Origin of the sequence: Psychrobacter sp. NPDC078501 (assembly GCF_044900935.1) — a bacterium.
Lineage (GTDB): Bacteria > Pseudomonadota > Gammaproteobacteria > Pseudomonadales > Moraxellaceae > Psychrobacter.
The window spans coordinates 22,167-45,049 of record NZ_JBJDOS010000012.1 but is presented as its reverse complement, the minus strand read 5'-3'; the positions used below and the strand labels follow the sequence as shown (position 1 = coordinate 45,049).

The window sequence follows — 22,883 nt, the reverse complement described above, 5'->3', positions numbered from 1 at the left end:
ACTAGAAAAGGGGAATAAAAAACTACTAATAATGCGATTTCTATAATTCGGGTGCCGATGACCAGTCAGCGATAAACTCTTGATGTCGCGGACTACCGTCAGCTTGGGTATACTTTGCCAGATAGTCATAGCTCTGCTGCTGCCAAGCATCAAAATCTTGTGAAGACAACTGTCCTGTTAGACGTAACCAGCGTAAATAAATAAGCCAAGTATTTATAACATCAGACTCACAGTATATAGATAGGGTCTGCCAGTCACCGCTACTAACAAGCGCGCCAACCATGCTGCCATCCACGTCAGTTTTACCGGGTAATCCGTACAGACTTGCGACGATATCCATGGCTTCGCGGCGACTAGCACCATACTGGCTAAACCGATCCATCAAGTCTAGATGACGTGTATGAAAACGATTAACATAGTTATCAAAGCGCATGTTTTTAATACGCTCGCCTTCTTCGAACAGCCATGGTGCTGACAAATCATATTGCATGGCACGATATATCAGTACAGGTATGTCAAAGCCTGAGCCATTCCAGCTAATAATTTGCGGCAGTGTCTCAATGTCGTTAAATGCTCTAAAGAATTTGGCTAGGATTTCTTTTTCACTAAATTTATCGGCAGTCAAAGAAAATAGCGATAACTTACCATCCTTGATATATAGAGCTGAGATACAGACAATACACTGTAGTGGCAAGCGCATAAAGTCGTGCCCTGCCTCTTGCGTACGTATGGCTGTCAGCGCGCTTAAGGCATCTGCATCATTAAGATCGGCCAATTGCGGATAGATACGGCGTGCTGCATCGACATCGGCGACAGTCTCGATATCAAAAACCAATATAGGGTCGGATGGTAGCGCTTGTGACATAGATAATCCTGACTATTTATGAGCTTATAGTTAATTCATTATAAAAGAATGACAACATTAACCTTGATTGAAGTATTACGTTTACATCTGCACTTGGCCGCTTTGCACTTTTTTTAAATTAACGATACTAAATGGTATTTCTTATGCATTAATTAACTTCTGCGTCATTGTCCGTATTGCTATCGTCAACGTTATATAAACCCGTTGATAAATAACGATCCCCACGATCGCAGACAATAAAGGCAATAACAGCATTAGGATTTTCTTTTGCCACTTGGGTCGCTGCCCATGCAGCTGCGCCCGAAGATACCCCAGCAAAGATACCTTCAGTTTTCGCTAATTTACGCATATAGACTTCGGCAATACGCTGATCGATATCCATCACTTCATCAATCAAATCTGCATCAAAAATACCAGGCATATAGGCAGCAGGCCAACGGCGAATACCAGCAATCGAAGCTTCTTCGTCAGGCTGTAGGCCGATAATTTTGACGTCTGGATTTTGCTCTTTTAAGTAACGTGATACACCAGTAATCGTACCTGTCGTGCCCATCGAGCTAATAAAATGCGTAATTTTACCTTCGGTCTGTGCCCATAGCTCAGGGCCTGTAGTCAGGTAATGTGCTTGACTATTATCAGGATTATTAAACTGATCCAATACAACCCCTTTGCCATCTGCTTGCATCTGCAATGCCAAATCACGCGCAGCTTCCATACCTTCGTCTACTTCAATCAGCGTTGCGCCATAAGCAATCATGGCATCTTTACGCTCTTGGGTAGAGTTGGTTGGCATCAGCAACGTTATTGGGTAGCCACGCATCGCGGAGACCATGGCCAATGCAATACCAGTATTGCCACTAGTGGCTTCAATCAACATATCGCCAGGCTTGATATCACCGCGCTGTTCTGCTTGATAAATCATATTAAAAGCAGGACGATCCTTTACAGAACCCGCTGGATTATTGCCTTCAAGCTTAGCTAATACTGTAGCACCATTGGCAATGTGCTCTTGCTCAGGCAGGCGTTGAAGTTTTACCAGCGGCGTTTGACCAACGCAATCAGCGAGGATAGTGATTTGAGTAATAAAGTTAGCATTTGACATGGCCGTAGTGGACATAAAGTATCCTTTTCTATTTTTTAAATATGTTTTTAATGGCTTGTTCTTGATGGAAGCGCTGTTTTTATTGTTTAATCATAATTTTAGACAGTCGCTTGGGTTATAGGTTTACGGTGATAAGCGAGCTAAAAACGAAAGGCATTAGAGTGCGCTCTCATATGTTATGACTATGAGCGATATATTGTGGTAAATAAAAAGTGGCTTTATTATATCATTTTGTTTTCAGCTGCGCTTATCGCATCAAGGATTAATAGTCACTGTATCAGGTCAGTACTAATGCTACGTTGAAGGTTGCAAAAGTAGGACCATTTCTTAAAGCCATATTCTCTTTGACACAGAGTGGTTGGTACTCTAATTATAACGTTGTTCATCATATGGAATGCCTAACCAGTACTTATAGAATCCTGTTAAGATAATCTTGAACTATTTATCAACTGTCTTATCAAAATTAGTGACCTTATTAACGATTAATAGCTTCATTAAGAATAGCGTCTTACCCAGATGCTCTGATATGACGCGCTGCAAGTATCACGAATACTGACGTTATCACAAAAATTCACGGCAAGAACCTTAGTAGAGAGTAGACCTAGCATGGCATATAAAAAACGTTTCGATACCAGTAGTGCTTATGGTCAGCTGATCATACTGGTGTTTTTGCCTATCTGTGTGTTGGCAGCAGTAGGCGGCATTTTGGTATTTCACGAAACCATGCGTGCGAGCGACTCGGAGCAAGAAGTATTGGCTGAAGCGGTACTTATTCGTTATACGCCAGTCATAGCTGAACTGATTCCTGAACTGCTAGAACAAGAGCGCCAGCAAGTAGGGAGTAGTGCTGAGAGGACCCAGCAAGCGGCAATGACGACGCTAGAGGGTATCCAAGATAAGCTTGGACGTATGCAGTCTGAGCAGCATGTACAGCGCATTGCTATTATTAATGAAGGCAATCAAATATTAGCAACAGTCGGTTATGGTCTCAATGAAGAATGGCCATTGATCAGTGATTCCGCCAGTTTTTTGTCACAACGACCAACGCCTGTAGGCACAGCATATGGCAGTGTATTGGGAGAGTTTGAAGGGCAGACATTGTGGCTGCTCGTCGATATGGATAATGAGCCGCTCTACATTGCACGCTACCGCATTGCGATGGCGTTAGTGATTACTGGCTTGTTTACTATCTTGATTCTATTACTGAGTTTAAATATCTATTCGAAACGTTGGATTGCCCCCATTTATGAGCTGCGATTGCAGTTGCAACGTACCCATGTTGATAATTTATACCAACCTGTACCAGTAGAGTCAGATGGCGAGCTGAATTTATTACAGCAAGACCTAGTCAGAACATTACGCCGCTTACATAGAAGCTTTCAAGAGCTCAAAGACCATGCCGAGCAAACTGAGGATGATTTACGTCTGGCATTTGATGAGATGGAGATGCAAAACATTTCTATTCGAAATGCACGTGATGCAGCGATTTCAACCAGCCAAGCCAAGTCTGCATTTTTAGCCAATATCAGTCATGAACTGCGCACACCATTGAACAGTATCGATGGCTTTATTAATTTGCTGGCACGCCATGGTGAGCTCAATCCTGAGCAGGACTTGTATGTACAGACCATACGTAAGTCCTCAGCACACTTGCTCGCTTTGGTAAATGATGTCTTAGATTTTTCTAAGATTGAGGCAGGCAAGCTAGTACTGGATCGCCATGAATTTGACCTCTATGACACCATTTACGATGTGGTCGATATGCTATCTCCTGTCTCTGCGGAGAAAGGTTTACGCATGGCAGTACTGTTTTACAATGATGTGCCGATGCGCATCAACGGCGATGCGTTACGTCTTAAGCAAGTATTGACCAATATCGTTGGTAATGCCATTAAATTTACGGATAGTGGTGATGTGGTGGTGCGTGTGAGCTTAGATGACCACCGTGACAATTATCTGATGATTAGCGTGCAAGATAGCGGAAAAGGTATTTCTCTGGCAGATCAAAAAATGCTGTTCCAAAGCTTTAGCCAAGGCGACCCATCAATCACGCGACAGTATGGTGGTACAGGGTTGGGTCTCGTTATCTCCAAACAGTTAACACGCTTGATGGGCGGGGATATTGGATTTCATGATAATGCGCAAGAGAATATTGCCAATCAAGGTGCGACGTTTTGGTTTCGCATGCCAGCCCATGTCGACGTGCTAGAGGCGGCCACAGGGCAGACGATCGAATTACCAGTATTAGCGCCACTAGCAAGCGAGACCGATGAATTTAATGTACTGGTTTGGATTAATCATACCGCTTCGATACAAGTACTCAAGGCCAGTCTGCAGTATTTACCGATTAAGTTGACTCAAGCAAACTCATTACCGGGTGTACTGGAGTCACTAAAAGAGCACGGTAACTATTGGGATTGGGTCATCGTTGATGATGACACGCAAGACGATATGATGGCGCTCCTCAAGCAAATTCGTCTGCATTATCAAGGCAAGCTTGCTGTGTTTGGCTATCAAGTGGCGGCCGATCAAGCGCTACTGAACCGCTATCATGCCAACATACTATATGAACCATTAGACAAAAGACAGCTATATGCAATGCTCGATACTCAAAGTCGTAGTACGCCGCAAAGCTTGCAGGAACCACGCTGGAAAGGGGTCACGGTACTGGCAGTTGATGACCATTTGCCTAATTTACTAGTGCTTGATGCTCTATTAAGCGAGCTGGGTATTCAGGTAGTCACGGCGAGCAGTGGGTTTGATGCTATCGAGATTATTAGTAAACAGCAAACCAAAAACATCAAAACTGCCAAGAGCGATAAGCAAAGCCTATCGAATAAAACGCAACTTTCTAAAGCAGAAACACGTGATGAGATAAATAAGAAAACAAATAGCGCGTTCTATCATGAGGATACGAGCGCTGACGATAAAGCAGCTACGCAAGACAAAGATAATATTGATTTGATATTTATGGATATTCAAATGCCGCGTATGTCAGGTCATGAGGCGGCTAAGCAGATTCGAAATATCGAAAATGCGGATAGTCGTATCCCTATTATCGCTCTGACCGCGCATGGGTTGGCAGATGAACGTGACAAACTTATAGCTAGCGGTATCAACGACTATGTCGGCAAACCTATTAGCCAACCTCAGTTATTACAGGTACTACAGAAATGGCTTGGTCGTAAGAGTACCGTACCACAATTGACCGCATTGCCTGATACAGATTTGCAAAGCTTTGGCTTACAGCATTCTGATTTGCAGAGTGCTAATTCACAAGGTGCTAATGTACAGGGTACCGACTCATCAGAGGCTGAGTTAACTCCTATTGACTCGCTGCGCGGTTACTCAATCAATGATAATGATTTATCGAACGACTTGCTCTCTAACAAGGTAAATAATAAAGAGTCTCAAGCCAGTTCAGGTATGTCTTCAGATGACTCAACCGCTACTTATCCAATAATAAGAGGAGACGGGGTAGATCGTAACAGCACTTCTGTCAGTAGCGAGCCGAAAATTACCCGTCCACTATCCCTGAAAAAAATCCGTGATGATTATTTGCGCGATAGTCAGCCTCGTGAAGGCTATAGACGAGATACTGCGCGTGATATTCAACCGCGCTATGAGAGCTTACGCCAACAAAAACAAGGTCAGTCGCCACTACTACAATCAACAACAAAGTCTATCGACAGCTCTCAAGATAAAAGCCCTCAAGACCAAAGCTCTCAAGATAGAGCCGCTCATGATAATACGACTTTACACGAGCAAATCAATAATGACCTTAGTAACAACAATATAAGCAAAAGTGATACCTCAAACATTTTAGATTGGCAAGATGCGCTCACTCGTTCAGCGAACAAACCTGAATTGGCGGCCAAGCTTATTATCATGATGATCGATACTATCAATGATGAAAAACAGGCGCTTATTCAGGCATGGGAAGCGCATGACCGCAATATGTTGGCACAAATTGCCCATCGTATACTGGGCGGTAGTCGATATACAGGTGTACCGCAACTGCGTCAGGCTAGCCAAGATTTGGAAGATAAATGTCTGCTGAATGTACAGCATACGACACCTGTACAATTTGCAATGATTGAGCCCTATTATGAGGCATTATTAACGGCGCTAGACAACTTGCAAAAGGTAGATTTATCTTCTTATCCGCAGCTTAATTATCATCGCTTGAGCGAAAATGACATGACGTGGAAAATGATATAAGTTGAGGGTAAGGTAAAGCAGATAAAATCATTCAGGTTCAGAAAGCGATAGGTAGTCTTGTTAGATTTGCTTATCGTTATCAACTAAACACTCTATATCTGCTGTATATGAAACTGACTATAGTATCGTGGCAGTCAGTTATTACTACGGTACAACAAAGACAAGCCTGCTAATATTGTGAATATCAGCACCATATTTATTTTATTCATTAATAAGGATTGTTATGAACGCGATTGCAAGTTACCAGTATGAGACCTTACAAGTTAGTATTACAGACAACATACTGACGGTTACCTTAAATCGTCCACATAAAAAAAATGCCATGAGTTTTCAGGTAATCAATGAGTTGATTAAGTTGGCAGGTCGTATTAGCAAGGACAGAACCATACGCGCGGTCATTCTAAATGGGGCAGAAAGAACGTTTTGCGCAGGGATTGATTTAGGAGACTTAAATCATCCAAAGAATACAGCATTTGCGCTTTGGGAATTGATTAAACCATGGCAAAGTGCGTTCCAACGAGTATGCTTGGTATGGCGTGATCTGCCAGTACCTGTCATAGCGGTATTGGAAGGGTATTGTATCGGCGCTGGACTACAGTTGGCATTGGCTTGTGACGTACGTATCAGCCATCCTGACTGTCAATTATCTATTATGGAAGCTAAATGGGGTTTAGTGCCAGATATGGGACTGACTCAATCAGCATTTGGGGTCCTAAGAGAAGATACTCTAAAAGAGCTCGCCATGAGCGCTCGTATCATCGATGCTAATGAAGGCAAAGAATTAGGCTTGATTAGCCACTGTAGTGAAGCGCCTCTTGAACAAGCACAAAAACTTGCTGCCGAATTCGCAGAGCGCTCTCCTGATGCGGTGCTAGCAAGTAAACGCGTGATAAATGCGATGTATGATCAACCTGCTAAGACTTTATATAAAGAAAAAGCATGGCAGCTTAAAATGATGCTTGGTCGCAATCGTAAGCTTGCCCTCAGAAAAGCAAAGCAGGCCAGCACCTTATTTGCCAAACGCCAATTCCGCTAAATTTTTTCCACTAGCAACTTTGCTAGTTCTATTTTTTATTTGACTCGCTTTAATAGAAGAGGTTACTACTTAAGAATACCAGACATATTTTGGTAAATTATTTTAACAGGTTTAATTGTTAGCGGTTGTTTCGCCAATATCTTATAGCCATTGAAATGCAAGCAGATAGCACGATATAGCATTGTCTGCTTGCACCAATCTGGGTAAAGATGCACTATTGTTGTTAAAGGTATCTATTTTGATTACTGGATAAGCCAGTAAAATGATGAAAGCCTACCTAACAATACGTGCAAGCAATTAAACGTCAAAAAATAAAATATTAAAAATAATAGCCACTATATAAAACGGTCTAAATATGTCTGCTTCAAAACCCTCCCTTCCAAACAAACCTATCGCTTCTGAGCGAGTGCGCTCTGCTGATTTGCCTGTTGCATGGATTATGATGCTTGGGCTGATGGTTGCGGTGGGCCCATTATCAATTGATATGTATCTGCCAGCATTGCCATCGATGGCCGATGATTTCGGTGTTTCAACGGCTTTTATGGCCAACTCTGTCCCTGCATATTTTTTGGGCTTGGTATTTGGGCAGTTATTTTACGGACCTTTCAGTGACCGTGTCGGTCGTGTCAAACCCTTATATATAGGTATGACCTTATACGTTATCGCTTCTATTCTTTGTGCGACCACTGACAATGAGTACGTACTGTTTGCAGGCCGTACTTTACAAGCATTGGGCGCGTGCGTCGGTGCAGTAGTTACTCGTGCCGCAATTCGAGATCGCCTCACTGCCAAACAAACGGCAAAAGCTTTCTCCATCATGATTTTAGTGATGGGGTTAGCGCCCATATTGGCACCGTCACTAGGCGCGCTATTCTTACAGTTTTTTGATTGGCACTCTATCTTTTGGTTCTTAGCTGCATTTGGCGCTCTAAACTTGCTGCTTACTAAGTTTTTCTTTTTTGAAACTTTGACCGAAGAAAATCGCAACGTACGCCCTGCAAGAGAAGTGCTCAGTCAATATTGGGATTTATTAAAAGACCCGACTTTTAACTATCCAGCAATTGGTGGCGGCTTGTTAATGGGAGCGATGTTTGTCTATATCAGCTCCGCTTCAGAGCTAATCATGGATACTTATGGCGTCTCAGCGACACATTTCGCTTGGTTGTTCGGAATGAATGCGGCAGGTTTTGTAGGTTTGACTCAGTTGAACCAATGGCTTACCAACCGCTTTCGAATACTAAGTATTTTGCGATTTGGGGCAATGATGCAGGTTATCTCCGCGGGCGTGCTATTTGTGACTGGCTTACTTTTAGGGACGGATGCTTGGTTGCCACTGGTGCTGGCTTGTATTTTCTTTTGTATCGCAGGACTGGGTCTGACTCAGCCTAATGCTTCTGCAATTGCGCTCGCTTTTCAGAAACGCCGTGCTGGTATGGCAAGTGCACTACAAGGCTCGCTGATGTTTTCAGTCGGTATCTTCGGCGGTTTATTATTGAATCTGTTTCCAGTCAACCCAGTTCTCAAAGTTGGTATTGCCCTGTTCTCACTAATGAGTTTTGGTTCTTTCCTGATTTGGAAGATTGATCGTAATCTCAATTTGGACGACGCAGAGTAAAAGTGTCTCTATTTTAAGTTAACTGTATTTTAAAAAAAGCACTTATACGTTCACAGCGTATAAGTGCTTTTTTGTGCGCTCTATTTATTTTTATTCAAAGCCAAATTAAATTTTATAGGCGTTTTATATGATGGAATTTATTGATTATGAACGAGTATATGTTATTTACGATTATATGCAGCCTTTGCTATATATGGTTTACCTTAAATAATGACCAAACATAATTATTGCAATCGTGAAATTAGGCAAGTACTATCTAGCGTAACTTTCTGTAAGTTAATATGTATAGACATTGCTTAACCTTGCTAGATTGTCAATTAATTAAAATGTAAAACAACGTTAGGTTTCAAGGATAGATTATGAAGCAGTTATATCGAGCGTTACCGATTTTATTGAGTGTGGGCCTATTTGGCTGTGGTAATTCTGCTACTCAAGAAAATGCAAGCGCCCCAGTAAAGGAAAATACAGATAGCTTTGTGAGTAAGCTACCTGATACAGCGCCAACATTGAAAGTTGCCATGACTGGTGATTTGCCGCCTTTTTCATTCCAGGATGACTATGGCAATATGCAGGGCACTGATGTTGATTCAATTCGTGCTATTGGTGAAGAGCAGGGGTTCAAAGTCGAGTTTTACAAAGAAACTTGGCAAGACATGTTCGATAGCGTCGAAACAGGAAAGCGTGATCTAGCGATTTCTGGTATTTCTTACAAAGACGATCGGGCAGTGAGATATGGTCTATCAACACCATACTTTTTCAACCCAGCTACTATCATGTATTTGGAAGGTAAGTTCGATATAAAAGGCTTAAACGATATAAAAGGTCTAAGAGCAGGTACGTTAGAAGGCTCTAAAGAAGAAGACACGCTAAAAGAGATGGGCAATTCAGTTGAGCTAGTTTCAAGACCTACAGCATTTTTGGCGTATCAGGATTTGGTTCAAGGCAATACGGATGTCTTCTTGTACGATATGCCAGTCTTACAATATATCGTCAAAGGCTATCCTGAGCATAAAGTGAAAATTGTACCCTATGAAGCTGCAGATGCGCCTTCAGCCCAGCAAGTGGTGCTCATGGCAAAAGAAAATACTCAGCTTATCAAAACGGTTAATGAAGGTATTGCCAAACTAAAAGAAAAAGGGACATTTAAAGAAATTGAGGCGCGCTGGTTGGGTGAAGCTGACCCTACTGAAAAGAGCGAATCTGACACCAATACTAAGCAATTGAACTAAGGAATTCTGAAGATGGCAACCGTACCTAATGTCGACAATAAGCGCTATCAAGGTCTGATTATTTCAATTGCACTATTTTTATCTCTAATCGGTGCTTTGCTAGCGTTCACGTTTTATACCTCAAACTTATTAGAAAGAAACACCGCTTTAATTGACCAAACTAACCAAGTTGCAAACAGTGCACAGGCAGTAATTAAAGATCTTTTCGATTTAGACAGTAGTTATGGTGAGGATACTAATTCTCCACACATACAACGAGTACTAAGCCGTTTAGAGCAAAATACTGCGCTAATCACCAGCTCGATTGCTGCTATTGAGCAAGGCAGTACAATTACAGATGCAGAAGGTAATAGCTATGACTTGCCAAAAATTGATAGTCAAGCACAAGCCAATATTGCTGCGGCCAATGAGCAATGGAAAGCGCTAGAGCCTAAGATTCAAACATATCTAAAAGATGCTGATAATATCATGGTAACGTCTGCTGATGAATTGACACAGGCCGTTGAGCAGGCGAAGACATCAAGTTTGTTTATTAACGACTCTTTGGATAATTTGACAAAAGACGTGTTCGATAGTGCACAACGTCAAGCAACTACCATTCGTCTTATTCAGGTACTTGGTGTTGCCGCTATCTTTACCTACTTTCTAATCTTCGTATTCTTCTTTGTACGTCGTCTACGTGAGACGGATGCTGAAGCATCTGCCGCTCGCCAAGAAACGCAAGAGATTATGGAAACGGTAAATACAGGTCTTTTCCTACTTGATAAGGACTTGAATATTGGTCAACAGCATTCTCGCGCGCTGAACAATATCATCGGCTCTGATAGCCTGGCAGGGGAGAACTTTACCAATGTCTTACGTGGTCGTATCTCTGATAAAGACCTCAAGACCACCCAGCAGTTTATTGAACAGCTCTATAACCCTCGAGTGAAAGAAAAACTGGTAGATTCACTTAACCCATTAAACAAAGTCATGCTGCATAATTTGTCTGAAGACAAGAGTCTTGATAATCGCTTCTTAGATTTTAAATTCTCACGTGTTTATGACAATAAAGACATTGCCCGTATTTTGGTCAACGTGAATGATGTATCAGATGCAGTCTATTTAGAACAGCGCCTAGAAAAAGAGCGTTCGCAAAACGATATGCAGATTGAGATGTTAACGACTATCTTGAATGTAAATCCAAAGATTATTAATGAGTTTATTGGTAATACCCAAGCACATATCGAGAAGATGAATAACATCTTAAAAAATCCTGGTAGCTCACAATACGAGCTTGAAGGCAAATTGAAAGCTATTTATCGTGAAATGCATAGCTTAAAAGGTGAAGCATCAGCACTAAAACTACATAGCTTTACGAAGATTGCTTCTGATGCTGAAGACAAGTTACATGCATTGCAAAACCAAGGTCAGTTGTCTGGTAATGACTTCTTACCATTGGCAGTACATTTGGATGATTTGCTCAGCTTATCGAACACGATTGCGACGTTGGGTGAGCGTATCAACCGCTCAGCACCGACAGCAGCTAAGTCGTCAACCGTACAAGCGCCAATTGCTACCCAAAGTCCAGTAGCAGACCATGCAGCTAGTAATGCTGACTTTGATGGTGGGCTAGATATCGACTTAGACAATGAAGCAGATGACGATTTATTGTCTTTCTACAATGAATTTACAAAAGAGATTGCTGCAAGACAGGGCAAGCAAGTACAGCTAAAAAGTACGACGCTAACCCAAACCAGCATTCCGGAAAATCTGGCAAAGCCAATCAAAGAAATCAGTATTCAGTTGCTGCGTAATGCGGTAGTCCATGGTATCGAGTCGCCAAGTGTGCGTCATACTACTGGCAAAACTGACGTTGGGACTATTGACTTGGAAGTGCAAGACAACGGTTCAAACTTTATGCTGGTTGTGCAAGACGATGGACAAGGTATCAACTATGACAACATCCGTAATAAACTGATTCAAGAAGGTCGTTTCGGTACGGAAGAGGCAAATCAGCTTAGCAAAGGTGACTTGCTCAAACAGCTGTTTTCTTCTGGATTCTCTACCAAAGAGCATGCAGATGAAGACGGTGGTCGCGGTGTAGGACTTGACATCATCAAAGCAAAAGTAAAAGAGTATGATGGCAAGCTTAACGTAAATAGCGAGCTGGGTCAGATGACACGGTTTGTCATTACTTTACCTAAAGCTTAATCAAAATAGTAATTATATTGTCAGGGACGACAAGCACTTCATTAAAGGTAGTAGATAAGTTATGCATAAGTTAATGATTGTTGATGATTCAAATATTATTAGAAACCGTATTCAGCGCGCATACGATTCAGGAAAGTTCATGTTGGTTGCGACAGCGACTAGCGGTGTTCAAGCCATCGAAAAGTTCAATGTCCATCGTCCTGATGTGATCACCATGGACTTAACCATGCCACAAATGGATGGGCTAGAATGTATTGAAAAAATCATCGCGATTGATCCTGAAGTACGCATTTTGGTGGTATCAGCGTTATCGGACAAAGCCACCGGCATTGAAGCATTGTCACTAGGTGCCAGTGGCTTTTTGTGCAAGCCTTTTTCAGAAGAGGAGCTTGTAGAGTCTTTGTATGAGCTGATGCAAGACTAATACCATTCATCGACCAAAGCAGATGTCATTATGAAAGAGCAAAAGCTACAGATTTTTTTAAGTATTATTAGTAATTATTTTGACCAGTTTGGGGGAGAAGAGCTTATTGCCGATACTCCTTACTTACTAGAAAACAAACAGCCAAAAGTCCACGATTATACGGGCGTGATTGGTATATCTGGTGGCCAAAAAGGCGTGGTATATTTTTCGGCGACGCGTGAATTGCTGTCTTCAATATTAGACAGCATGGGCGAAACCGATAAAAGTGAAGAGAACTATGTAGATCTGGCTGGGGAAGTGGCTAATACCATCGCAGGCAATGCACGTAAAGAGTTTGGCTCAGAGTTTCATATCTCTGTACCATTTGTGTTCAAAGGTGCGCCGCAAAGTATTGTGTTGCCGAACGATGAGCGTTCTTTTATTATCCCCATCACTTGGCATTCTCAAGTAGGCGAGATTGTGGTTTGTTTGCAAGACTAATGCTGCCACGTAATACAGATGGATATTAATATATTATGGTTAAAGTAGAAAAATTGGGTGTATTTCTAAGCTCGATCAATGCGTTTTTTGCGCAAATCGATGGCTCGGAAGTGTCAATTGATACCCCTTACTTGAACAACAACAAAAGCGCGATTGGCTTTGATTATAGCGGTGTCATCAAGATATCGGGTCCTTTAGAAGGTTGCGTCTATGTCAGTGCACCAAGCGCGATGTTGCGAGAAGTCATCAAAGTGATGGGCGAGCCTGACTCTTCAATCACTATGATGAAAGATTTGTTGGGTGAAATGGCCAATACAATCTCAGGTAACGCTCGTACAGAGTTTGGTTCAGAGTTTATTATCTCTCCGCCGCACATTGTAGAGAGTGCGCCAAGCGTGTCTTATTTGCCTAAAGATCGTCAAAGTTACATCACACCATTTACGTGGCGTGGTTACAAGGCGGTCATTGGTATTTGCATTGCATAAATTATAGTCAATCCTCTATAAACGAGTGATAACTATAAAAGAGCGACAGCATTAACCTCACTTAAAAAATAGCTATTAAAAAGACAATCATGAAAAAAGCGATACAAATGTGTCGCTTTTTTTGTTTTATTATCGCCATAGTTTGTTTTTATCTTATTGATACGCTACAAACAAACTGCTGGAGATTCCAAGACGTTATGTGATAAAATACAGCGCAGCTATTTTTTATGATTCACTTTATAGTTTAGATTTGGGCATTTGCTTCAATCTAACGATAGCTTCTTTTTTTAAACCAACCAATGACACACACATCATGGCAAAAAATTGCTGGGTGTTTGGCGACTTGATTAATTTGTGATCTGTTAGTGCTTTACTAATGAAAACTAACCGGTAGCAGATGCGTGTCGCTAAATAGGCTGTTTTTGTGATGTGGAGGCATAACCCAACCAATAGGATATATTCTCATGGCTACAAAGAATCCAACCAAAATCGAAATGCGCGACTTACTACAAGCAGGCGCTCACTTTGGTCACCAAACACGTTTTTGGAACCCAAAAATGGGTCCATACATCTTTGGCGCACGTAACAAAATCCATATCATCAACTTAGAGCACACCGTAAAAGCGTTCAACGAAGCGTTGACTTACGTAAACGGCCTAGCTGCTAAGAAAAACAAAGTATTATTTGTTGGTACTAAACGCGCTGCAAGCGGTATCGTACGTGAGCAAGCAGCTCGCGCTGGCATGCCATACGTTGACCATCGTTGGTTAGGTGGTATGTTGACTAACTGGAAAACTCTACGCCAGTCAATCAACCGTCTAAAAGAGCTAGAAAAACAAGCAGAAGACGGTACTTTCGCTAAGCTAACTAAACGTGAAGCGCTAGAGCGTACTCGCGATATGGAAAAACTTGAGCGTTCACTAGGTGGTATCAAAGACATGGGCGGCCTACCTGACGCTATCTTCGTAGTAGACGTAGATCACGAAGCTATCGCTATCAAAGAAGCCAAGAACTTGGGTATCCCAGTTATCGGTATCGTTGATACTAACTCTAGCCCAGACAACGTTGATTACATCATCCCAGCTAACGATGATGCTATCCGTGCTGTGACTTTGTACGTAACTTCTATGGCTGATGCTATCATCGCTGGTAAAGAATACGCACAAACTCAAGCTGGTGGTAAAGCTGAGCAAGCACCTGCTGCAACTGAAGAAGCGCCAGCTGCAGAAGAAGCTGCTGCAACTCCAGCAGAATAAGTAGCTGACTTAAAAAGTTTAACTTTGTAAGGATGTCTTGATAGTGTATCTATCAGCATCCATATAATGTTTTGAACAGCGTATAAGCTCATAATAGGCATGATGTAGTTTTACTCGTCATGCCTTGTTATTGAATAAAGCCTTATTAATAACGCCATGCGTATAAGCGAGTAGCTATTGGGCGAGTATTATCGTTCCTACTGGTCATATCGCTATATTGTACAGATGTTATTTGTTTGACATCATTGATGGCTATATTGGTAATCGTTCAAGATGAGCTGTCTGCTAGATTTTAAGTAATACCAAGATATCGAATAGAAATACAGCACTCCTATACATAACTATACTAAGGTGACTCTTATGACAGAAGTAAAAGTATCTGCCAAAATGGTAAAAGAATTGCGTGACCGTACTGGTCTTGGCATGATGGAATGTAAAAAAGCGTTAGAAGAATCAAACGGTGATGTTGAAGTTGCCATTGATAACCTACGTAAATCTGGTCAAGCTAAAGCAGCTAAAAAAGCGGGTAACATCGCAGCTGACGGCGCTATCATCATCGCTCAAGGCGAAAACAAAGCATTCTTGTTAGAAGTTAACTGCCAGACTGACTTCGTTGCAAAAGATGATAGCTTTACTGCATTTGCAGAAAAAGTTGCTAACCTTGCGCTAGAAAACAACGTAACTGACGTTGCTGCTATCTCTGAATTGTCTTATGGCGAAGGTCAGACTGTTGAAGAAGCACGTGTATCTCTAGTACAGAAAATCGGTGAAAACATCCAGATTCGCCGTGTTGAAACACTTGAAGGTGCTAACATCGCTGCATACCGTCATGGTCTACGTATCGGTGTAGTTGTATCTTTTGAAGGCGGCGACGCTGACACTGGTAAAAACCTTGCTATGCATATCGCTGCATTCAACCCTGTTGCTGTAGATGACGAAGATGTTGCTGCTGACGTATTGGCACGCGAAAAAGACATCATCGAAGCAAAAGCTCGTGAGTCTGGCAAGCCTGACAACATCGTTGAAAAAATGATCGAAGGTGGCCTACGTAAGTACCTAGACGAAGTAACTTTACTACGTCAGCCATACGTTATGGACAACGACAAGAAAGTTGGCGAAGTCCTAAAAGCTGAAGGCGTAAAAGTACTTGGCTTCAAACGTCTAGAAGTTGGTGAAGGCATTGAGAAGAAGCAAGAAGACTTCGCTGCTGAAGTTGCTGCAACTCAGGCTGCTAACAAGTAAGTATCAAATAGTGTTGGATAAGGCTGTGAGTCCTTAATTGTGGCTTACAGTTTGGCTTTATTACTCTTAATGCATCAAGATATAAAGCATCCAAACATAAAAAAGCCCATTAATTCGTTAATGGGCTTTTTTATGTCTGACTTTTAGGTAATTGGCTTAGCGTAAAGCCGCATAGGCTGAGTTGGCATAGCTGGCACTATTCACATTGCTGCTAGTACCATAACTGACGTTTTGTAAGCCATTATTTGTACTGGTGCTACTGGTTTGATTGTTAGCACTGATACTCGCACCAAACAGTCCTGCATCGTTCTTATACAGGCTATGATAACGGCTCATCACTCTTTGAACATAGTTACGTGTTTCTTTGAATGGAGGGATGCCACCGTATTTATCGACATTGCCTTCACCTGCATTGTAGCCTGCGACAGCATGTTCGACATTATTGTTGAAGCGGCGCATAAGCCATGCAATATATTTGGCTGATCCTTCGATATTATCTGCAGGGTTCCAAGGATTGCTGACATTGAAACGGCGCGCAGTCGCTGGCATCAACTGCATCAGGCCTTGTGCGCCTACTGGTGAGCGTGCGTTTGGATTAAAAGCTGATTCGGTATGCATCATCGCTTTCATAAGAGCAGGGTCAACACCATTGCGCTCAGCGGACGCACGAATGTAGCTGTCGTAAGAGTTGCGACTTCCGCTGTTGCTAGCGGCACTGCTACCATAGCTATCGCTGCTTCCGTCATACATCTTAGAGTCTTTATAATAAGTTACTTTTACTTTTTTCGTAAACTTATCAAAATTTCCACTAGGATTGACGTTGGTCAACAGTACTTGTCCACCTTTGTCTTTGTAAATATACATGTTGCCTGCATTGGCAGCGACAGAAAAGGTCGAAAGAGCAATGGCACTTAGTAAAAGGGGAGATAAGCAGCGAGTCATCAAAGTAGCCGTATTTATCATAGTAAAATCACTTTTTATCGAATAACAGCAAATTGTTTTGCCTACATATGCATTGATTTAGGCGCTTAAGCGGTTACTGATTTTGCAGAATTATTTAGCCCACTGTGAAGACAGCAGCTTAGCAATTATCACTTTCAATAAGGAACCACTTGCAATAGATACAAAAAATAATAGTTGCTTACTATAACATATAATAACTTTTTGGCGCATCAGATTGACAAACTAAGTTGTAAAATCAGATTTCTATTATTAAATAACCTTAGATAAATCAATATACTAACTTTTCTAAGTGACTTAATGAGCCATTTGTAGTAGGTTTTTTACGCTTATGAATTCATATAAATAAAGTGTCTCAATTTTTTAAGAAATAATAATGACACTTAAATAGTCGAGGTGATCTTCAATCTGAAATCAACAGTAAATAAGCCTATTAGTGGTTAAATTTTTAAAAATATAAGAATAGTTTAGGCAGGGTTTTAGTGATGACTAGATACCAATAGCGCTGATAAAGATAGGCACCCAAACCGCGGTAACTAACCCGTTCACTGCCAAGCCAAATGCTGCATAACGTCCTGCTGTATGACTGATTTGCCATGCCTCTACTGTACCAAACGCGTGAGCCGCTAACCCCAGTGCTAAGCCTTTGGCTCGGTCATCATTGATACCGCGGAACAAAAAGCGAGCAACAGTGCCGCCTATCAGACCTGAAACGATGATAATTAGGTTAGCCATTGCCAGTGGTGCTTTGATTAAATCTGCGACACTCAAGCCAATAGGCGTAGTCACAGAACGGGTAGCGAAAGCCAATAGGGTCTCATGACTGAGCGAAAATAAATAAGCCAGTGACATAGGCAATAATGCGCCAACGACACTAGCAATAGCGACAATTAGAGTGAGTTTTTTGACTGGTAAGCCTTTAAAATTCATCGCCGCCAATGGCACAGCCAGAAGTACTGTCACATATCCCAACAGATGGTCAAATACAGGTTTTGCCGCGCTGTAATAGTTGTTGTAATCCCATTGCAGTACAAATAGGAAAACAAGTACTAGGACAAGTGCGGTAATGACCATCGGTAGCCATGATAATTTACGTGCCAATACACGTGCAATTACGTGTGCTGCTAATGTCAATAATATTGCGGCTAGGGTTGCCATAAATACGCTGTCAAAAGTCATAATATTTCTCCGCAGCTCACGGCTGTCCCTTTTGCTCAGTGGTAGTCGTACTATCAGTGTTTGCAGCGTGATTGAGCCAACGATTGGCCAATAATGCTAGTCCCCACAGCGGTATGAGCGTACTAACGATCATCGTTATCATCACACCCAATAGCTCATCTCCTAGAGCAAATAGCAACAAGCCTGCACCAGCAGAAACTGGTAAGAAGGCAAAACCACTATCGACTAGCAATGTATTACTGGCCTGTGTGAGCCAGCTCGGCAACCCTTTAAGCAGTCGCCACGCCATCAAAATGACAAACATCGCAACCAAACCGACAATATTGGCCGCTTTTTCGATGCCTGCCATTTGACAGAGAACAACCGCCGTTTCTCGAACAACGATGACCATGGTCAACGTTAGAATTAACGCAAGCCATAGTGGGAGATGGGGAGAGTGAGCGGGCTTCATAAGCAATTTTGGCCAAGTCAGATATAAATGGATGGTGTACAAAATAAAATTCGTGGTTGCACCAAGAACACAACGTAGAAAATGATGCTATAAATACTGATAGTAGCAATGATTCACTTTCGAGAGATTAACGCTATCTATCAATATTTGTTGAATGTATAACAGGCGATTATATAGAGAGTGGGGCAACTAATAAAGCCTATGCACCGTGACTGGTCATATCCAAAAAAAATAGACGATATCAATGGATATCGTCTATTCTATTTTAACGTACTATATAAGGGTTGGTGATCTAACAGTATGAATCAAAAGTTCATTCAACTACTGTCGCAAATGTCTCACTTTAACAATAGCTCTTATTATACAGAAACAACGATTATTTTTCTGAATCAGCTGTTTCTGAGTGTAATGCATCAAACTCGTCAAATGCTTTTTCTTCAGCCTCTGTCATGGTTGGCTCTTCAACGTCATCAACTTTCTCAAACTCTTCTAGTACCGGCATTAGCAGTGTTGCTTGTGCAAGCGGCAATACATCGATAGGTTTCAAGTTAGCTTGACCCAGTAGCTGTCTTAAGCGGTCACTCGGCAAACGAATCGTCAGACACTCACGACCTGTATCGTCATAGCTTTCTTCTTCAATAACACCCAGTTCATATAGAGTGTTTTTGAATTGTCCAGCATCATACGGCAAGGTCAAATCAAACGTCGTCAGTTTACCTGTCAGCAGTTGCTGTACGGCAAGCGTTAGCTCTTCCATGCCGAGGTTCTGTCTAGAAGAAACATAGACGCGGTTTGGCTGACCTTCGCTAGCATAGCCGATATGTGCAGGCTCATCAGTCAAATCAATCTTGTTATAGACATTGAGCACAGGTACATCGTTATCGATTTCTGCCAATACTTCTTTGACCGCCTGAATCTGCTCGTGCATATCTTCGCTAGAGGAGTCAATGACGTGCAATAACAAGTCTGCTTCTAGCGTTTCCTCTAGGGTTGCATGAAAAGACTCAACCAGCTCATGCGGCAGATGACGAACAAAACCAACCGTATCGACCAAGACGACACGACCAACTCCCTGCCAGTCTAAACGGCGTAGAGTAGGGTCTAGCGTCGCAAATAGCTTGTCAGCAGCGTAGATATTTTCATCGACCAAACGATTGAACAAAGTAGATTTGCCCGCATTGGTATAGCCGACCAGTGAGATGGTCGGTACGTCTGATTTTTGGCGACGGGCACGACCTTGCGCACGGGTCTGGCGAACTTTTTCTAGTTTGCTCTTTAGCTGATTGACGCGAGTCTGTAATAGACGACGATCGGTCTCAAGCTGGGTTTCACCAGGTCCACGCAGACCAATACCACCTTTTTGACGTTCCAAATGCGTCCAACCACGTACCAGACGCGTTGATAGATGGTTAAGCTGAGCCAGCTCTACTTGCAACTTACCCTCATAGGTACGGGCACGCTGCGCAAAAATATCCAAAATTAAACCAGTACGATCCAACACGCGGCACTTCACTAATGCTTCGATATTACGCTCTTGTGATGGCGACAAGCTATGGTTGAACAATACGATGTCTGCTTCGTGTTCGCGTACTAGTTCTGCGATTTCTTCTGCTTTTCCGCTACCAACGAAGTATTTGGCGTCAGGGCGTGAGCGTGATCCAGTGACTAATGCCAAACGATCGGCACCTGCTGAATCAGCCAACAGCTCAAACTCACTAAGATCATCAGGATCTTGAATTTGGCGGATGTCTAAATGTACTAAAATGGCGCGTTCGCCACCTTCATGTCTTTCAAAATAATCCAAAGAGTATCACCTATTTAATAAAGTAAATGTCTCGCTATGATCAGCTCAAGAAGCTTTGACGTAGCGTTCATATGATTATCTATATATGGTCTTATCACTTGATATTAAAGCGTATTAGCATAATTAGCGATGGTTTTATGTTACAGCGTTTGCTGCGGATAATTTTTTATAAATCTGCTTTATTACCCGTTTGTATAAAAGTCGGCACTCACTGAGTGAACAAGCTATCACTGAGTGTGCGAACTTTGTTATACTGGGCTCGTTTTTTGACTATTAAACACCCGTTATTTAATCATGAGGGCGAAGATGAGCCAAGCTAAATCAAGCTTTTCACTCAGACGACAGTTGAGCCGAGGCAGACAGGTGGCTGGTATGACCACGACCATGGTCGGCGGCATACGCGCGGCGAAGCGTATCGGTGCATTTAAGCAGCCACCACGCGAGACCCTACCACGCTATATCCAGACATTCTGCCGCAAGATGGCAGGCTCTTTTGGGGTAAAAGTGGTAGAAGTGGAACCTGTAGAGCAGTTCCATGGCTTGTGGGTATCGAATCACGTGTCATGGATGGATATCCCTGTCGTTGGTACTGTGAGCCCAGCGTTCTTTTTATCAAAGGCTGAAATCGGTGAATGGCCTGTATTTGGCAAACTTGCCCATGCCGCAGGGACACTTTTCATTGAGCGTGGCTCCGGTGATGCAAGCTCAGTATCGGCGCAAATTGCTGACTTTTTAGCCAAAGGATTTTCGATTATTTTCTTCCCTGAGGCGACCACTACCAGTGGTAAAAAAGTAAAGCGCATTCATGGAACATTGCTGCAAGCAGCCATAGATGCTGATGTGCCTATCAGACCGATCATCATCGCTTACGTCAATAAAGACGGCACACTAAGCGACGCATTGCCATACTATGGTAAGCTGACAATGAAAGAAAGTATGAAGAAAGTGCTTGATAGCAAAAATGTGACCGCTTACGTATTGCCACTCGCGCCTATAGATCCAGAAGGTCGTAATAAAAGCGAGCTGACCAATTTATTGCAAGCACGCATGAATGAAGGGCTAGCAGATCTACATTCAAGAGTCCTTAGCGCACCAGTTGAAGACTGATTATTTACAGTTGAGCTAATTAGAGTTGAGCTAGTGTAGCTAATCTCAGCCAGTCAATAAAAGGGCGCAAATCGAAACGATTTGCGCCTTTTTTTATGGAAGTTTTAATAGAGCGAACTTAGTATTATTTATTCAGTAGGCTCTATTAACATCCAGTCTCTATAAAAGACCAACTATGGCGATGGATTAGGCTGCTGTGTATGCACCGCTTCAATCGCTTCTAACACATCTGCTGTTAGCTCCACATTGACACTGTCGATGTTTGATTTGAGTTGCTCGGTCGTCGTTGCCCCAATGATGTTACTGGTGACAAAGTGACGAGAGTTTACAAAAGCTAATGACATCTGCGCCATGTCCAAACCTGCATCAGCAGCTATCTTGGCATATTGTTCAGTGGCTGATTTGGCTTGCTCATTCACATAACGACCGAAACGATCATACATAGTCAGACGTGCGCCAGTAGGACGTTTACCATCAAGATATTTACCAGACAACACACCAAAACCAAGCGGTGAATACGCAAGTAGACCAACGTTTTCACGATGGGCAATCTCAGCCATACCAACCTCGTATAAACGGTTCAATAAGCTATATGGGTTTTGCACGGTAAGTGGTGGAATTAGGCCATTTTTATCTGCTTCCCATAGATAGCGCATCAGTCCCCACGCGGTATCATTTGATAGGCCGTAAGCACGAATACGACCTTTTTTGATTTCATCGTTCAACGCTTGAATAGTCTCTAAAAATGGCGTTAAATCGCCTAATGGCTGTGCTGCCATTTCTTCATCATAGCCGCGCTGACCAAAGAAATTCGCCTGACGCTCTGGCCAATGCAGCTGATAGATATCGATATAGTCTGTCTGTAGACGCTCCAAATTCCCGTCAATAGCGCTGCTAATGTGCTCGGCATTAAAGCGCGTTTGACCATCACGCAAAAAGTTCATTGGCGATATTTTGCTTGCGAGAATGACTTTGTCACGCTGTTTGGTCTTGTTAAACCAAGTGCCCATAAAGCGCTCAGTATCACCTTGTTTGTCTTTATCTGGTGGTGACGGGTACATCTCGGCGGTATCCCAAAAGTTCACACCTTCACTGAGTGCCATGTCCATTTGTTCATGTGCTTCGGACTCAGTATTTTGCTGTCCCCATGTCATCGTACCTAAACAGATTTTAGATACTTTTTCATCGAGTTGCGGTAACGTTTGATACTGCATATAAGTCTCCCTTTTGGCTG

At 42.4% G+C, this 22,883-nt stretch carries 18 protein-coding genes; 11 read left to right on the top strand and 7 right to left on the bottom strand.

The window, feature by feature from the left end; genetic code table 11:
* Positions 1-40: 40 nt before the first annotated feature.
* Together ACI2IW_RS13125 and cysM are read right to left on the bottom strand one after the other, a co-directional pair.
* A complete protein-coding gene (locus ACI2IW_RS13125) occupies positions 41-865 on the bottom strand; it encodes a 3'-5' exonuclease (protein ID WP_404693901.1) in 825 nt (274 codons plus the stop codon).
* Positions 866-1,013: 148 nt separating this feature from the next.
* Positions 1,014-1,982, bottom strand: coding sequence for a cysteine synthase CysM (gene cysM, locus ACI2IW_RS13120; RefSeq protein ID WP_404693900.1), 969 nt, complete (start codon positions 1,980-1,982; stop codon positions 1,014-1,016).
* A gap of 591 nt (positions 1,983-2,573) precedes the next feature.
* Here cysM and ACI2IW_RS13115 point away from each other — a divergent pair.
* The 10 genes from ACI2IW_RS13115 to tsf all read left to right on the top strand — a co-directional run bounded on the left by ACI2IW_RS13115 (position 2,574) and on the right by tsf (position 16,148).
* Positions 2,574-6,188 carry an ATP-binding protein gene (locus ACI2IW_RS13115; protein WP_404693899.1) on the top strand — a complete coding sequence of 1,205 codons (3,615 nt, stop codon included), beginning with the start codon at positions 2,574-2,576 and terminating at the stop codon, positions 6,186-6,188.
* A 223-nt stretch (positions 6,189-6,411) separates the two neighbouring features.
* A complete protein-coding gene (locus tag ACI2IW_RS13110; protein ID WP_404693898.1) occupies positions 6,412-7,224 on the top strand; it encodes a crotonase/enoyl-CoA hydratase family protein in 813 nt (270 codons plus the stop codon).
* Positions 7,225-7,579: 355 nt separating this feature from the next.
* Positions 7,580-8,839, top strand: coding sequence for a multidrug effflux MFS transporter (locus ACI2IW_RS13105; RefSeq protein ID WP_101204230.1), 1,260 nt, complete (start codon positions 7,580-7,582; stop codon positions 8,837-8,839).
* 359 nt (positions 8,840-9,198) lie between these two features.
* Positions 9,199-10,068: a transporter substrate-binding domain-containing protein gene (locus ACI2IW_RS13100; RefSeq protein ID WP_404693897.1), complete on the top strand. Its 870-nt coding sequence runs from the start codon at positions 9,199-9,201 to the stop codon at positions 10,066-10,068.
* Positions 10,069-10,080: 12 nt separating this feature from the next.
* Positions 10,081-12,261, top strand: a complete 2,181-nt coding sequence (locus ACI2IW_RS13095) for an ATP-binding protein (RefSeq protein ID WP_404693896.1) — start codon at positions 10,081-10,083, stop codon at positions 12,259-12,261.
* A gap of 61 nt (positions 12,262-12,322) precedes the next feature.
* Entirely contained in the window at positions 12,323-12,685 is a 363-nt protein-coding gene (locus ACI2IW_RS13090) for a response regulator (RefSeq protein ID WP_057758425.1), read from the top strand.
* Positions 12,686-12,715: 30 nt separating this feature from the next.
* Positions 12,716-13,165, top strand: a complete 450-nt coding sequence (locus ACI2IW_RS13085; RefSeq protein WP_201607363.1) for a chemotaxis protein CheX — start codon at positions 12,716-12,718, stop codon at positions 13,163-13,165.
* Positions 13,166-13,200: 35 nt separating this feature from the next.
* On the top strand, positions 13,201-13,650 hold the full coding sequence (locus ACI2IW_RS13080; protein ID WP_102091536.1) for a chemotaxis protein CheX: 450 nt from the start codon (positions 13,201-13,203) through the stop codon (positions 13,648-13,650).
* A 464-nt stretch (positions 13,651-14,114) separates the two neighbouring features.
* On the top strand, positions 14,115-14,906 hold the full coding sequence (gene rpsB / locus ACI2IW_RS13075; RefSeq protein ID WP_057758431.1) for a 30S ribosomal protein S2: 792 nt from the start codon (positions 14,115-14,117) through the stop codon (positions 14,904-14,906).
* Between the two features lie 360 nt (positions 14,907-15,266).
* On the top strand, positions 15,267-16,148 hold the full coding sequence (gene tsf, locus ACI2IW_RS13070; RefSeq protein ID WP_057758434.1) for a translation elongation factor Ts: 882 nt from the start codon (positions 15,267-15,269) through the stop codon (positions 16,146-16,148).
* Positions 16,149-16,304: 156 nt separating this feature from the next.
* Here tsf and ACI2IW_RS13065 read toward each other — a convergent pair whose 3' ends face one another.
* The 4 genes from ACI2IW_RS13065 to hflX all read right to left on the bottom strand — a co-directional run bounded on the left by ACI2IW_RS13065 (position 16,305) and on the right by hflX (position 20,542).
* On the bottom strand, positions 16,305-17,111 hold the full coding sequence (locus ACI2IW_RS13065) for a lytic transglycosylase domain-containing protein (RefSeq protein WP_102094603.1): 807 nt from the start codon (positions 17,109-17,111) through the stop codon (positions 16,305-16,307).
* Positions 17,112-17,597: 486 nt separating this feature from the next.
* Positions 17,598-18,287: an LrgB family protein gene (locus ACI2IW_RS13060; RefSeq protein ID WP_101204237.1), complete on the bottom strand. Its 690-nt coding sequence runs from the start codon at positions 18,285-18,287 to the stop codon at positions 17,598-17,600.
* Between the two features lie 16 nt (positions 18,288-18,303).
* A complete protein-coding gene (locus ACI2IW_RS13055) occupies positions 18,304-18,738 on the bottom strand; it encodes a hypothetical protein (protein ID WP_057758440.1) in 435 nt (144 codons plus the stop codon).
* Positions 18,739-19,114: 376 nt separating this feature from the next.
* The gene (hflX, locus tag ACI2IW_RS13050; RefSeq protein ID WP_057758442.1) at positions 19,115-20,542 is read right to left on the bottom strand and encodes a ribosome rescue GTPase HflX; all 1,428 of its coding nucleotides are present in this window, start codon (positions 20,540-20,542) and stop codon (positions 19,115-19,117) included.
* 306 nt (positions 20,543-20,848) lie between these two features.
* On the opposite strand from hflX, the gene ACI2IW_RS13045 reads away from it, so the two are divergent.
* On the top strand, positions 20,849-21,649 hold the full coding sequence (locus tag ACI2IW_RS13045) for a 1-acyl-sn-glycerol-3-phosphate acyltransferase (RefSeq protein ID WP_201568507.1): 801 nt from the start codon (positions 20,849-20,851) through the stop codon (positions 21,647-21,649).
* Positions 21,650-21,822: 173 nt separating this feature from the next.
* On the opposite strand, the gene ACI2IW_RS13040 is transcribed toward ACI2IW_RS13045, so the two are convergent.
* A complete protein-coding gene (locus ACI2IW_RS13040; RefSeq protein WP_404693895.1) occupies positions 21,823-22,863 on the bottom strand; it encodes an aldo/keto reductase in 1,041 nt (346 codons plus the stop codon).
* Between the last annotated feature and the right edge of the window lie 20 nt (positions 22,864-22,883).